The sequence below is a fragment of the Arthrobacter sp. ZGTC212 genome (assembly GCF_002929255.1).
GTDB lineage: Bacteria > Actinomycetota > Actinomycetes > Actinomycetales > Micrococcaceae > Arthrobacter_B > Arthrobacter_B sunyaminii.
The window spans coordinates 25286-38563 of the sequence record NZ_PJIJ01000006.1 but is presented as its reverse complement, the minus strand read 5'-3'; the positions used below and the strand labels follow the sequence as shown (position 1 = coordinate 38563).

At 61.1% G+C, this 13278-nt stretch carries 12 protein-coding genes; 5 read left to right on the top strand and 7 right to left on the bottom strand.

The window, feature by feature from the left end:
• Both CXQ89_RS17485 and CXQ89_RS17480 read left to right on the top strand, forming a co-directional pair.
• Positions 1 to 692, top strand: a 692-nt coding sequence (locus CXQ89_RS17485) for an ABC transporter substrate-binding protein (RefSeq protein WP_146067291.1), incomplete at its 5' end; no start/stop codon positions are given.
• Between the two features lie 180 nt (positions 693 to 872).
• The gene (locus tag CXQ89_RS17480) at positions 873 to 2330 is read left to right on the top strand and encodes a benzaldehyde dehydrogenase (RefSeq protein ID WP_104056385.1); all 1458 of its coding nucleotides are present in this window, start codon (positions 873 to 875) and stop codon (positions 2328 to 2330) included.
• Between the two features lie 719 nt (positions 2331 to 3049).
• Here the strand turns inward: CXQ89_RS17480 and CXQ89_RS17475 are convergent.
• The 5 genes from CXQ89_RS17475 to CXQ89_RS17455 are packed head-to-tail and all read right to left on the bottom strand — an operon-like array spanning position 3050 to position 7428.
• Positions 3050 to 3706 carry a nucleoside/nucleotide kinase family protein gene (locus tag CXQ89_RS17475; protein ID WP_104056383.1) on the bottom strand — a complete coding sequence of 219 codons (657 nt, stop codon included), beginning with the start codon at positions 3704 to 3706 and terminating at the stop codon, positions 3050 to 3052.
• Positions 3703 to 4578: a sugar phosphate isomerase/epimerase gene (locus CXQ89_RS17470; protein WP_104056381.1), complete on the bottom strand. Its 876-nt coding sequence runs from the start codon at positions 4576 to 4578 to the stop codon at positions 3703 to 3705. Before CXQ89_RS17470 ends, CXQ89_RS17475 begins: the two co-directional genes overlap by 4 nt.
• 20 nt (positions 4579 to 4598) lie before the next feature.
• Positions 4599 to 5357, bottom strand: coding sequence for an ATP-binding cassette domain-containing protein (locus CXQ89_RS17465; RefSeq protein WP_104056379.1), 759 nt, complete (start codon positions 5355 to 5357; stop codon positions 4599 to 4601).
• Entirely contained in the window at positions 5354 to 6391 is a 1038-nt protein-coding gene (locus CXQ89_RS17460) for an ABC transporter permease (RefSeq protein WP_104056376.1), read from the bottom strand. The genes CXQ89_RS17465 and CXQ89_RS17460 overlap by 4 nt, the downstream gene beginning before the upstream one ends.
• Positions 6392 to 6423: 32 nt before the next feature.
• A complete protein-coding gene (locus CXQ89_RS17455) occupies positions 6424 to 7428 on the bottom strand; it encodes a substrate-binding domain-containing protein (RefSeq protein ID WP_104056374.1) in 1005 nt (334 codons plus the stop codon).
• Between the two features lie 139 nt (positions 7429 to 7567).
• On the opposite strand from CXQ89_RS17455, the gene CXQ89_RS17450 reads away from it, so the two are divergent.
• From CXQ89_RS17450 to CXQ89_RS17440, 3 genes are all read left to right on the top strand, one after another.
• A complete protein-coding gene (locus CXQ89_RS17450) occupies positions 7568 to 8794 on the top strand; it encodes an ROK family transcriptional regulator (RefSeq protein ID WP_258060205.1) in 1227 nt (408 codons plus the stop codon).
• 538 nt (positions 8795 to 9332) lie between these two features.
• Positions 9333 to 9566 (top strand): hypothetical protein, encoded by a 234-nt coding sequence (locus tag CXQ89_RS17445; protein WP_104056370.1) that lies wholly within the window; start codon positions 9333 to 9335, stop codon positions 9564 to 9566.
• Between the two features lie 218 nt (positions 9567 to 9784).
• Entirely contained in the window at positions 9785 to 11593 is a 1809-nt protein-coding gene (locus tag CXQ89_RS17440; protein ID WP_104056389.1) for a MarR family transcriptional regulator, read from the top strand.
• 84 nt (positions 11594 to 11677) lie between these two features.
• On the opposite strand, the gene CXQ89_RS17435 is transcribed toward CXQ89_RS17440, so the two are convergent.
• Both CXQ89_RS17435 and CXQ89_RS17430 read right to left on the bottom strand, forming a co-directional pair.
• Positions 11678 to 12040: a hypothetical protein gene (locus CXQ89_RS17435; RefSeq protein ID WP_219815638.1), complete on the bottom strand. Its 363-nt coding sequence runs from the start codon at positions 12038 to 12040 to the stop codon at positions 11678 to 11680.
• Positions 12041 to 12165: 125 nt separating this feature from the next.
• The gene (locus tag CXQ89_RS17430) at positions 12166 to 12825 is read right to left on the bottom strand and encodes a ParA family protein (protein ID WP_104162195.1); all 660 of its coding nucleotides are present in this window, start codon (positions 12823 to 12825) and stop codon (positions 12166 to 12168) included.
• Positions 12826 to 13278: the final 453 nt, after the last annotated feature.

Sequence of the window (13278 nt, the reverse complement as noted above, 5' to 3'; positions counted from 1 at the left end):
CCTATACGGTTCCAGGCTCAGAAACGTTCGAGGAGGTCGTCATCAACTCCGGCGATTTCACTCGAACCCACAATGCCATATATTCCTTCGGATACAACTCCCAGCTGGTGAAGGACGAAGACGCACCGAAGAGCTGGGCAGAGCTTGTTGAAGGTGATTGGGCAGGCAAGATTGGAATCGTCCAGGGCAATTCCGGCGGCGGCGTAGCTGCACTGAACCGCTTTATGGAGACGGAACTGGGCGCGGACTACTTCAGCAAGTACGCGGCTCTGAAGCCGACAATCTACGAAGGTGTGGGCCCGCAGCAAACTGCGCTGGCCCGCGGCGAGATTTCCATTGGCACAATCGCTCCCGCCACCGTAAATGTAGCTGTATCAACAGAGAACGCTCCGCTGAAAGTCGTTATTCCAGAAGAGGGACTCATCAGCTTCGATTACTACCTTGGTGCGACCGCTAAGGGGTCCAACCCGGAAGCCGCGGACATCTTCATGAACTACAACATGTCCAAGCGAGGGCAACAGATCTTCGCGGACCTGGGCGACTACGCCGTGAACCCTGAGATTGCACCGCCCACTGCCGTCGGCGTCAAACTGCCCGCGGTTGATTCAGGCAAAGTGTGGCGCATGTCGGTCGAAGACGCCAAGCATGGTGACGCCGATGCCACCAAATGGAAAACGGTCTTCGCTTACTAGTTTTTCGTCGCTGAATGAATTGCTCGGGACGGGAGTCTATGGTCGGCAGAATATGGTCGCGAAGGTGGAGGTTTGTTTTTACCTAGGGTAGCTAACCGGTAGCGACTCGCCAGCATAAGAGCGCATCATGTGCACCGCAGGAAATCTATGTGCAACTTATTCAATCAATGAGGAGATGATATGCCGATCTTGGATCAGGCCATTTGGGCCGGGAAGATTAACGTCAATGGCTGGAAGGCCGGAGGCGGTGGAACTGCTGAAGTTGTGGAGCCGGCTACCGGTCAGTCACTGGGCAAAATTGGTTTGGCATCTGCCGATGATGCGTTCGAGGCTGCGACGAAGGCAGCCGCGGCGCAACGCGAGTGGGCCGCATGGAAACCGGCAGAGCGGGCAGCGGTCCTGCGCCGGGCAGGTGCGCTCTTCGAGGAGCACGCCGAGGAGATAATGGGCTGGCTGACCCGAGAAACCGGGGGTATCGGGCCTAAGGTAGGTCTTGAAGTGGCTATCGCCGCGTCCGAGTGCTACGAATCTTCAGCCCTTCCGAGTCATCCGCATGGCGATGTGCTGACCTCTAATGAGGATCACTGGTCCTTCGCGCGCCGCCGCCCAGCGGGTGTGGTCAGTGTCATATCACCGTTCAACTTCCCACTGATCCTGTCCATGCGTTCGGTTGCACCGGCGCTGGGTCTGGGAAATGCTGTGCTGTTGAAGCCGGACCCCCGCACCACGGTGACCGGCGGTGTCGTCATCATGCGTGTCTTTGAGGAAGCGGGTCTTCCAGCCGGTGTCCTGCAGCTTGTTCCTGGCGGTGTATCAGTCGGTGAGGCGGTGGTGACCGCCCCCGAAGTACGAATTATCTCCTTCACGGGTTCGACACCTGCGGGTCGCAAGGTGGGCGAGGCTGCGGCCAGACACCTCAAACGGGCCCATCTGGAGCTTGGCGGCAACAATGCTCAGATTGTCCTACCGGGGGCTGATGTTGTGCTGGCAGCTTCTGCTGGGGCGTTTGGCTCTTTCCTCCATCAGGGGCAGATTTGCATGTCCACCGGACGACACCTAGTGCATGAGTCGATCCATGACGAGTACGTGGCTGCCCTGGCGGAAAAGGCACGAAACCTTCCCATAGGCGATCCTGCTACTGAGGAAGTTGCGCTGGGTCCGCTGATCGACGAGAAGCAGCTCAAGCACGTCCATTCCATTGTCCAGGAAACCCTGTTGGCTGGCGCCACCCTGGAAGCGGGTGGATCGTTCAGCGACCTGTTCTATAAGCCTACGGTCCTATCTGGCGTGAATGTGAAGATGCCGGCATGGAAGGATGAAATTTTTGGTCCGGTGGCACCGGTCATTTCGTTCGCAACCATCGAGGAGGCCATCAAGATCGTCAACAGCAGCGAGTTCGGCCTCTCCGTGAGTATTCTGGGCGATGTTGGGATGGCCATGACCGTCGGAGACCAAATCACTTCCGGCAAGATCCACATCAACGAGCAGACCGTGGCCGATGAATCCAACGCCCCATTCGGCGGCACGGGTTCCTCAGGCACCGGATCACGTTTCGGCGGAGCGGCCGCGAACATCGAGGCATTCACCGAGACCCAGTGGCTCACCGTAAGGCCGGAGATCGCCCCCTACCCATTCTGACCCCGGTGATCTCCCTAGGCGCCTGGTAAACCCGGCTTGGTAAGTGTTTACCAGGCGTCATCAGTAAGATGTTCATGGTTTCCGACATGGCTATGTGTTTGGATGTACGAATCACCGCGCTTCGGAGGCTGTTTACGAGTGCATCCGACCTGCTACGAGGCTGCTAACGCCGCCTTCGGATCTCTTTTCCCGGGTCGACACGGCGCACGACAGGGCTGACATAGCGGTAACAGTTCTGGAGAAAGTCTGAATGACGGAAGTCCTTGAGATTGGCCACGGGGGGCTCCTTCCGGTGAGTCCCTGCTTCTAATGCAGTGCGTCCGTGAGCCACTGGCCTTCGAAGCGGAGGACAGCGAAGGCCAGTGGCTCCACCATGACACTCAACTACGCACCGTTTTCGTGCACGGGCGGGGGCTGGTTTTTCTTCATCGGGATCACTAGTTACGTTGCACGCTTTGCTTTCCACCACGTAGACGCCTAGCTGAGCGCTTTCCGAGGGACTCCCCCGCCTCTTCACAACTCACCGATAACCTACCTTATGTCGGGCTACAGTTCGGAGAAGGGGTTGGGCCCCCTCCTAGTCCGTGCTCGCTGGTGTACTCTTCGACGCGATATGTTCGAACGCCCTGACGTCGAGTCTCTTGGCCACCCTTGGTCGAGACGATTGAAGGGCGCCCATGTCAGCGTCTCTGACAGGGGCGCCCTTTCGGTTCGTGGGATTAGACAGCGGTGACTTCTTCGAGCGTGATGACGAGGTCCGCTTGGTCCCTGGTGGTGCGGACGAGTTGTCCGTTTGGCTCGTCGACCTGCTCCACCCACCTGGCGGCAGCTGCAGGAGTTTTCCCGAACCGGACGTGGCGGGCGATCAGGCGTTCCACCCGGAGCTCGTCGTCCTGCTGGCAGTACCAGATCTCCGTGCACTGTTCCCGCACCTCACGCCAGCCCGGCTCGTCCAGCAGAAGGTAATTGCCCTCGGTGAGGATCGTGGTAGCTGATGGATAGACCGGGATGGCCCCTGCGATGGGTTGCTCGATGGCCCGTTCAAACCCTGGCGCGTAGACGACGGCGTTACGCGGTTCCCGTAGCCGTCGCAGGAGTGCCGCGTACCCGTGGGCGTCGAAGGTGTCAGGGGCGCCCTTCCGTTCGAGCCGGCCGAGGCGGGTCAGCTCGATGTCGGCAAGGTGGTATCCGTCCATGGGCACATGCGCGTGGCGCTGTCCTTCAGTGCGCCCATCCTCCGCGTTGAGGTCCTTGATGAGTTGCTCGACCAGAGTGGTTTTCCCGACCCCGGGAGCGCCGACCACCCCGATGATGACGGGGCCGGTGTGCTCCTTTTGGAGGCGTGCGATCCGCTGGAGGAGGTCCTCCAAGGTCACCGGTTTACCTGGTTCGCGTGCAGCTGGTTCTCCATGAAGGTCCGTGCGTGGACGGCGAGGTCCTCGCTGTCGGTCCACAGGTTCCGCCAGACGGCGAGGTCGTTGGACAGACCGCGGGCGACGACAGCGGAGGAGAAGCTCTCGAACGTGACGGGGCCGGTGTAGTTGATGCCTGCGAGGGCGTGGAAGAACGAGGTGAAGTCGAGGTGGCCTGAGCCGAGGTAGCCGCGGTGGTTCTCGCCGATGTGGACGTAGCCGAGTCGTTCGCCGACCTCGTAGACCGGGGTGACGAGATCGTTTTCCTCGATGTTCATGTGGTACGTGTCGAGGTGGATCAGAACGTTGTCCGCGCCGATGTCGTCGGCCAGACGCAGTGCATCGTGTGCGGTGTTGATGACGTTCGTCTCGTACCTGTTGCAGATCTCCAGCCCGAGGGTCATGGAGCGTGACTGTGCCTCGGCGGCGAGTTCCTTGAGGACTTTCACTACGTTGTCCCTGCCGGCGGCCGTCATGGGCGCTCCGTACTTGCCGAGGGCGCTGAAGAGGGCGCCGGTGAAGTGGGTGCCGCCGAGTTCGTGGGTGATCTGCAGGGAGTCCTGGAGGAGCTTCGCTCCACGGTCGACTGTCGCGGTGTCGTCACTGGAGACGTCCGCGTCGAAGGCGAGTCCGCGCGAGCAGACGACGCCGAGGTCGTTGTCGGTGAGGAGTTTTTTGGCGTGGTCGACGTCGAGGTTGAGGGAGTCGTGCAGGGAGAATTCGACCAGGTCGTAGCCGGCGGCTGCTGTGCGGGTGATGACGGTCTCGACGGCCTCGCGGGAGGTGTCTCCTGCCCAGACCAGGGCGTGGACTCCGAGTGGATTCGTGGTTGTCATGTGCTGTGTTTTCCTTTGCTCTACTGCTCGCGGGAGCCGGTGATGAGGGCGACGATTTCATCGCCGGTGGTGTCGGTGGTGCGTCGGCCTGCCACGCAGCGCCCGGCTCGCATGACCCAGACTTGGTCGCTGAGGCGCATGACTTGACTGAAGTTGTGGCTGATGAGGAGGACAGAGTGTCCGTCGTCGCGCAGTTTCAGTATCAGTTCCTCGACTTTCGCGGTTTCCTGAACACCGAGGGCGGCTGTGGGCTCATCCATGATGACGAGCTTGGAGCTGAAGCCTGCGGCACGGCAGATGGACACTGCCTGGCGCTGACCGCCGGACAGGCGCCGGACCTTGGACTTCACGGCCGGCACGTTGACGGCGAGGGTGGAGACCATGCGGTCGGCTTCCTCGCGCATGGCTCTGCGGTCGAGGAAGCGGATCGGCCCGATGCCGCGGGTCAGCTCTCGGTTAAGGAACAGGTTCTGCCAGACAGCGAGGTCATCGACCAGTGCCAGGTTCTGGTGCACCGTCTCAATGCCCTTTTCCCGGGCGTCCTCGGGGCTCCGGAAGTGTGTCTCCTCACCATCGAACTCGATGGATCCCAACTGGGCACGGTGTATGCCCGAGATGCACCGGACGAGGGTGGACTTCCCGGCACCGTTGTCTCCGACGATCGCGGTGATCTCGCCAGGGGCGAGGGTCAGGCTGACGTTCTGGAGGGCTTTGACGTTGCCGAAGGACAGGGAAACGTCGCGGACGTCGACGATGGGCTGGGTGATGGTGGTGGTCATTTCTGGAACCTCGAGAGTAGGGCGGCGAGGATGACGACGATGCCGACGGCCAATGGCTGGTAGAACTGCGACACGTTCATCAGGGTGAGCCCGTTGGTGAGCACGGTCAGGAGCAGTGCACCCACGATGGGACCGAAGATGTTCCCCTTTCCACCGGTGAGGCTGACACCTCCGAGGACGACGGCGGCGACCGAATTGAGCAGGAACGTGGTGTTCGCTGCCGGTTCCGAGGCGCCGACTCGTGCAATGAGCATGATCGCCGCAATACCTGCCAGCACACCGGAGATCGTGTAGACCGCGATCTTGATGCGTGCCGTACTGATACCGGTAGCCTGTGCTGCTTCCTTCGACCCACCGGTCGCGAACAGGTGCGTTCCGAAGCGGGTCCTGAAGAGCAGCACATGGGCTAGGACGGCGATCACCGCGGCAACGATGAAGGGGAATCCGAAGATCAGCAACCCGTGGGTGGAGAAGTTGACGAGACCCACACTGAAGACCGAGATTGGCTTCCCGTCCGACAGCACCAGGGCGAGGCCGGATGCCACGGAGAGGGATCCGAGGGTCACGATGAAGTCGGTGATCTTGCCCTTGGCCACGAGAATGCCGTTGAGGACTCCGATCAGCGTGCTGGCAACGACGGCCGAGAGCATGCTGACGAGCAGTCCCGCGCCCTGAGAGAAGGCGATGCCGAAGGCGATGACCCCGAGGGTCATGGTTGATGCAACGGAGAGGTCGATACCGTCACTGAGGATCACGAAGGCCTGACCGACGGTCAGGACCATCAGGATGGACGCTGCGACGAGGATTGATTGGACGTTCCCGAGGGTCAGGAAGACCGGGTTCAGTGCGGTGAACACGATGACGAGTAGCACGAGGCCGATGATGGCTGCGTGGTCCGCCCAGAATCCGATGCGCCCCAGGTTGGTGTACCAGTGGTCGCCCTGCGGCGCGCTCGGAGACGGGATCTGTCGTTTACTGGTTGCCGGCGGTGTCTTCCCTACCGGTGGCGTGGATGTATGCGGAACGGAGGACATGGAGCCTGGCTTCCTTGGTCGGGCCTGAACTGCTACTGGGCGAACGGGTTATCGAAGTCTTCGAACGGTGCAGGTGCGGCAGCAAGGGCATCGGAGACGTTGTCCTTGGTCACCAGAGCCACCGGTGCCTCGACGTTCTCGGGGAGCTCGTCGCCGGCAGCAGCTGCTGCACATGCCTGGGCTCCCATCTCGCCGATCGCGTAGGGGTACTGGGCCACGGTCGCGGTCAGCTCACCGGATTCAACGCCCGCGAGGCCTTCGGGCACACCGTCGACGCTGATGATGGACACCTTGCCCGTGAGGCCCGCATCAGCGACGGCACGGGCAACACCCAATCCCATGACGTCGTTGGACACGAAGAAACCGGCGATGTCCGGGTTGGCGCGCAGCAGGTCCCCCGCCTTGGTAAGGGCAACCTGTCGGTCCCAATCCGCCGAGACGGTTTCCAGAACCTCGCCCTTGCCGCCGAAACCTTCCGTGAAGCCTGTGACGCGGTCACCGCTGGTGACGTCACCGGCAATGCCGCCGATCACCCCCACCTTGGCGCCGTCCTCGATGAGACTCGCCATGTGTTCGCCGGCGAGGTTGCCCGCCGAGACGTTGTCCGTGCCGATGTAGGTATCGGGGGTGGCATTGGCCGAAGCGGCGGCGTCGGGATCGACAGGGCTATCGATGTTCACGACGGTCTTGCCGCTGGACTTTAGCTGCGCCACACCCTGCAGCAGGTTGTTGCCGCTGATTGGGTTGATGATGAAGCAGCTGAAGTCCTGCCCGGCCAAAGATGCGAGCCGGTCCGCCTGGCCGCTCGTGTCGGTGATGTCCTGTGCGGCCTGGACCGTGATGGAATCGTCGGCCGCCTTGATGCCCTCTTCCATCGACTGGAAGAACGGGTTGTCGAGGCCCTTGATGACTGCGGCGGTCTTTGCTTCCCCACCCTCGGACGCATCAGGGGTCGTAGCGGTGGTGCTGCACCCGGCGAAGGAGAGAGCTCCCACGGCGGTGGCGATAACGATCAAGGTGTTCCGTAGCTGTGGCATCGTTGCCCCTTCTGACTTTGAAAACCATATGTACGTCGAAGTAACGTTGGGTGCTAGCATAACTACAGGTTGTGACGCACGCAATACAAGGTCGAATCGGGTTAAGATGACAAGCAGGGTCCGCAACGAAGGGGCGAAAGTGGCCGAGAATTCGTACACACCAGCGGCCACAGGCGGCTCTTTGGGCGGCACCGTGGAGATCCTGCAGCTACTTCGCTCGGGACTCGTGCTCACAAAATCAGAAGTCGCTGCGCGCACAGGACTCTCCCGTTCCACCATCAACCAGCGCATCGACGCCCTCCTCGATACCCGACTCGTGGTCCCGTCAGGAGCGGAATCCACCAAGGGCCGCCCAGCGGAGTCCTTCGCCTTCAATCGCACGGGTGGTCATCTGCTGGTCGCCGACATTGGCGCAACGGGGCTGCGGGCCGGACTGTGCGACCTGTCGGGGACCATCCTTGCTGAAGTGGAACTGACCATCTCCGTCACCGAGGGCCCCGACATCGTCTTAGGTCTGGTCGGGGACGAGTTCGCCAGGCTGCTGGCCGAGGCCGGTGCCTTCCCCGACTCCGTAGTGGGCATCGGCGTCAGTGTGCCAGGGCCGGTCGACACGGCCTCCGGGCAGGTCGTGCATCCGCCGATCATGACCGGCTGGGACCAGTACGACATTCCCGGTTGGTTCACCCGCAGCTACAACTGTCCCGTCGTCGTCGACAAGGACGCCAACGCGATGGCATTTGGGGAACAGCAGGTCTCACACCCTGACGTCCGCCACCTCCTCATGGTGAAGGTGGGCACGGGGGTCGGATCCGGCCTGATTTCGGATGGTCGGCTACACCACGGCGCCGACGGCGCCGCCGGAGACATTGGCCACAACTATGTGTCGAAACCTGCCTACGTTCAGAACGAGCCGGAATGCCGGTGCGGCAACATCGGCTGCCTGGAGGCATATGCGGGTGGCTGGGCGATCCTGCGCGACCTCCAGAGCCTCGGCGTCGAAGCCGACTCGGTTGACGAAGCCGTCCGGCTGCTGCGCAGCGGCAACCGAGACGCCGTGAGGTTGGCCCGCAATGCCAGCCAGCTCCTAGGCGAGGCGATCGCCGTCACCGTTAACCTCTTCAATCCCCAAGTGGTCGTCATTGGTGGGCAGCTTGCGGCAGCGGACGACTACCTCTTCGCCGGCATCAAGAGCGCCGTCTACCACCGGTCACTCCCACTTGCCACCCGCAGGATCCAGATCGTCGGCGCCACGCAGGGCAAGCAAGCCGGCATCATCGGACTGGCGCTGCTCGTCGCACAATCCGTCTTCTCCGATCTTCCCCTGCCCACACTGCGCTCGGCGACTCCTCAGAAGATGGCGGTATAGCAAGCATGTCGATCCACTGCTAGATGGTGGACTGCTGGGCAGCGACGCCTCGGAACAACAAAGGTAGAAAAGCGACGCCGACGTGAAGCTAACGCGAGGACAAACCGCTCCGGATAGGGGCAGGAGCCGATCAACTTTATGTGCCTCTGACAAACCGAACCTGTCGCTCCATACCCAAGACCGCCCAAATAGTTCGAAACCCAGTAAATGAGACACCAGAACAGGTCACGCATTCACGGGGATCCGCGCCTCCCCCTGGATTGCTCAGGCTGATGTCCCCCCAAGTACACGCGGCGTTTGTGGATTTCACGACCTAATCCTCAGAGAGGCACGAGGTTCAGAAAACCAGTCAGCACTGCTCGCGACACGATGGAGTTTCTGTTTTCCCTTAATCCTGGAGGTGGCTGGGGCCCGGTGATAGTTTTAGATATCGGAAACAGTTTTTAGATCATCCTGGGCCACCCGGCCAGCCGATGTTGTTCAGACTGAGATTGACCGAAAGCCCTCCCCCAAGGGCCGGATATGTAAGGACAAGATCATGACCGCTGAAGCACCGAAGCGTGTTGGGCGCCGCTCCAAGGGAGACCGTAAGCTCATTGGCTTCCGCCTAGCGACCGACAAAGCGGAAGTTGTCAGTGAAATCGCTGCCGCCGAAGGCTACAGGTACGTCAGTGATTGGGTGGCCAGTGTTGTAGCCGAGCGTATCGAGAATACCGATCTGGACGGGATCCATCAGCAGCAGGAGGAACTTCCCATCAGCCGTATCGCTTAAATACAGAAGGCCCGCAGGATAGCGGGCCCTCGAAGTATGTGACTTTCGCCTGACAAGCTTGCCGGCGACGCAGGTCGAAAGTCGATTTTTCTGTAACCGTCATTCCTGGTAAGGGAGAGCCGGTCCTTTTTCATTCCGTAAAGGGGAATAAGAACATCGTACATCAGCCTGCCTCCGAACTGCCAGACTCACAGAGTCGCAGCGTGTCGAGTGTGTCCATGCTGCGCGATGAACCCTCGCAGCTCTGGTCATCTCTGGCTCCCCTGCTGGCCGGACAGCCCCGCGTACGCCTGTCCAAGGACGGTGGCCGTTCCTATCCGCAGCGTTTCGAGCGTGACCTGACGCCGGGGCTGCCTTCCTATCCGGCTGCCGTGCGGATCTTCGGCAGGGACGGGACCTGCGCTGCCATCTTCCTGGACTTTGACTCCTCCAACGCCGGAGTGGACTGGGTCGAAGCTGACGTCCGGGCCGCCCAATCGTTGCTGCACAGTGTCGGCGCCCGCTGGATTGAGGACTATTCCCCCAACGGCGGCCGCCACCTCTACATCCCTCTGGCCCAGCGCGTGAGCTTTTCCGAAGCCCGTGATCTCGTTGAAGCTCTCGGGACCCGGTTCAGAACCCTGGATAAGACCCCGCACCAGAACCTGCTGCACGGCTGCATGCGCACCCCCGGCAGCCCCCACAAACGAGGCGGACACCAATTGCTGGCCATGAGCCTGTCCATGGCCTACGACGTTGCCCGCCGACGGAACAGCGCAGACGTATGGAGAGCACTTACAGCCGAGCTGGCCCGGGACATCACTGCTGCCCGCGCCTACCGGCTGGAGCAGGCAGCCCCCGCAAACTTGGAAGCACCCGCTGCGACCGGCGTCGAACAGAACCTGCGGATGTCCCGTGCCATGCAGCGCATCGCCGTCACCGGCTTATACGAGGTGAACCGGTACCAATCCGACTCCGAGGCACGCCAGGGTGTCATCGCCGGCGCAGCCGCCGCAGGACTGGCACTTACCGATGTCCAACGCCGGATGAAACAGGGACTTTGGCCCGGACTAGCCTCTTTCTACGCCCGCTATCCGGCCCGCCACCGAGCCGCGGCACTGCAGCGAGACTGGCGCAAAGCCCTTAGCTTCGTGCAAAGAAAGCAGGATCACCCATACGGAAAGAACAGTGTCCGTATATCCCCCACAAGCGAGCCCCCCACACAGGCGGGGGGCTTACATGGTCGTAACTCGGCTACCCTCACTGATGACAACGAGCATCGCTTTATACGTTCTTGGCGGAATGCCCTGCGCCTGATCGAATTCCGGTACCAGAACCGGGCGGGCATGGCTCGGAGAATGGTGTTGCGGGCCATGGGAGAAGCTGCTCACAAGAGTGCCAGCCGATACATTGAGTTCGGTGACCGGGCCCTGGCCGTGGCCACCGGTATGGACCACACTACTGTCGGTTTCCACCTGCGTGCCCTGAGGGCCGAGAAGGATCCGCTGGTGGTCCTTCTCGAAGCCGGCCGCGGCACCAAGGGCGATCTCTACATGCTGACCATTCCAGAAGCCACACTGAAGGCCGCGCAGGAGCTGCCATGGAAGAAGGGGAAAGTGCACGCCCTGCGCCCGGTCTTTCGGGAATTGGGACTGCCGGCCGCCTTCGTATACGAGGCACTGGAGAACTCCCCAGCCCCCCTCTCGACCATGGATGTCGTCCGGACCACCGGAGTGTCCAGAGCTGCAGTCACCGAGGCACTGGAAACACTCGCAGCCTGGAACCTGATATCCCGGGGCACTGGCTGGTCCGTTGTGGCCGGCACCTCTCTGAACACCCTGGCTGAATACTTCGGGGTCCTCGAGGCCGTCGCAGCCCAGATCCACACCTACCGGATCCAGCGTGTCCAGTGGCGGGAATGGCTCTCCCGTCACGCCAATGTCGTTCCACTCCTGCCAGCGCCCGAAGACGACTATCCGTGGGAGAACTTCGAGGGTCCCCCCGATGAGTTGTCCCTGGCTGATTTGGCTTTCCCCGCTACAGGCTAGACCTCCCAGAGTCTGTTAGTCCGTGAGTCAGGGATTTGTTGAGGCGTTACGGCAGCGGGGAATGGCGTTCTACGCAGCGCGTCCTTAGTACCGCGGCGGCAGGTTCAAGGAGTCACGCAGTTCGCTCTCCGTGGTGCCCGACAGGTCGGCCTTGCGCTCCAGCAGCAGGTCAATGGCCACCCGGACCAAGGTGTTATCCGTGATCCGCTCCCCCATGCCCAGCTTGTTGTTGTTAATCGTCATAGTCAGGATCTTCAGGTCCATCGCCTGGTCCTGAAAAACCCGCAGCTCCTTGCGCACAAGCTGTGTGTAGTGGGGGCGTACCGGGGCTGCAGGGACGTCCCCCTCCCCCGTGGCCGCAGATGCTTGCTGCACCTCAGCCTGCGCGGGAGCCGGAGCCGGTTTGGCCGCGGCCTGGATCCTGAGCTGCTGGCCATCTTGTTCCACCGGTGGCTGGGCCGCGGCTGGCGGTGAGATCTGAAATTTCGACTGTGCTGGGATCGGTGTCGTCGCCGGTGCGGTGGCAAGGGGCGGCAACATGTCCTTGAAGCTTCTCTTGACGGCCATGGCCCCTATCCCCTGTTCCCGTTCACCCAAATGCTCAGTAGCTCTCGGGCGACGTCCTTGTAGTCCCCGGCTGCCTTTTCTGCATTCCGGCTTGTCTCATAAGTAGTGACGACGTTGCCCGTCATGGGAGCGCGTTCATGAATCTTGTACGAGCGGACGAAGGACTTGCAGACCTTCAACCCGTACTCCCGCAGGGTCTCCTGCGCCTCAGTCGCGTCGCTGATGGAACGTGAATCCACCTGTGTGACCAAAACCCGATAGTCCAAGCCACTGGGCTGAACTATGGAGGTAAAAGTGTTGATCAGCGGAAGCATGGCCAGTGCAGTGGGCTCGCTGGGCAGCAGGACAAAGTCCGAGTTGTCCACCACGGCTTTAAGGACCTCTGCGTTGTCCAGATTTCCAGGGGTATCAACGTAGATCGTGTCGTAGTCGAGATCGCGCATCTGCTTAAGCAGAGTGGGATCAGTTTCACTGACGACGTCGAAGGGCAGCTGCTTACTCTTCGGAAGCTGGTCTGCCGTTTCAGCCCAGGTAGTCACGGACTTTTGTGGGTCCACATCAACGACCAGAACTTTGGAATGCTCCGCCGCAACGGCGCCCAGATTCATCACCGTGGTGGACTTACCCGCACCACCTTTTTGGTTGATGACGGCGACGACCCTCATTGATGCTTCCTTCTGTCATTGCTGGGCACCGACAACGAAGGATAGGTCCACGCTCAAACTGAGCGGGGTTCACAAAAGATGGGAACTGCTAATCCAGTGGTCGCCGGCATGCGATTGAACCAAGCTATCAGCCGTTTACTGATTTTGATGGGATTTCAGTCCGTGACACGCAGAGTCTGTAAGTTGGTCCCAGGAAAGCCAGAGTCACGAATACTCGGAGTCACGGACTCTGTGAGTTATAAATCGTCGTTTGGTAGTACCCCACTCCCCCGGTGTTGTGTAGATGCACCTAGATTCACGCCGAGCGTCGTCGTGAGTGTATTGCGGACCGTTAGATGCGCTGGGCCGGAAATGAACGGTCCTGAGGAGTACCCGACGCCAGTTCGGTTGGTAAGTAGAGCCTCGGGGACTCGGGGACTCGGTGAGTCGGGGACTCGGTGAGTCTGTGATCAG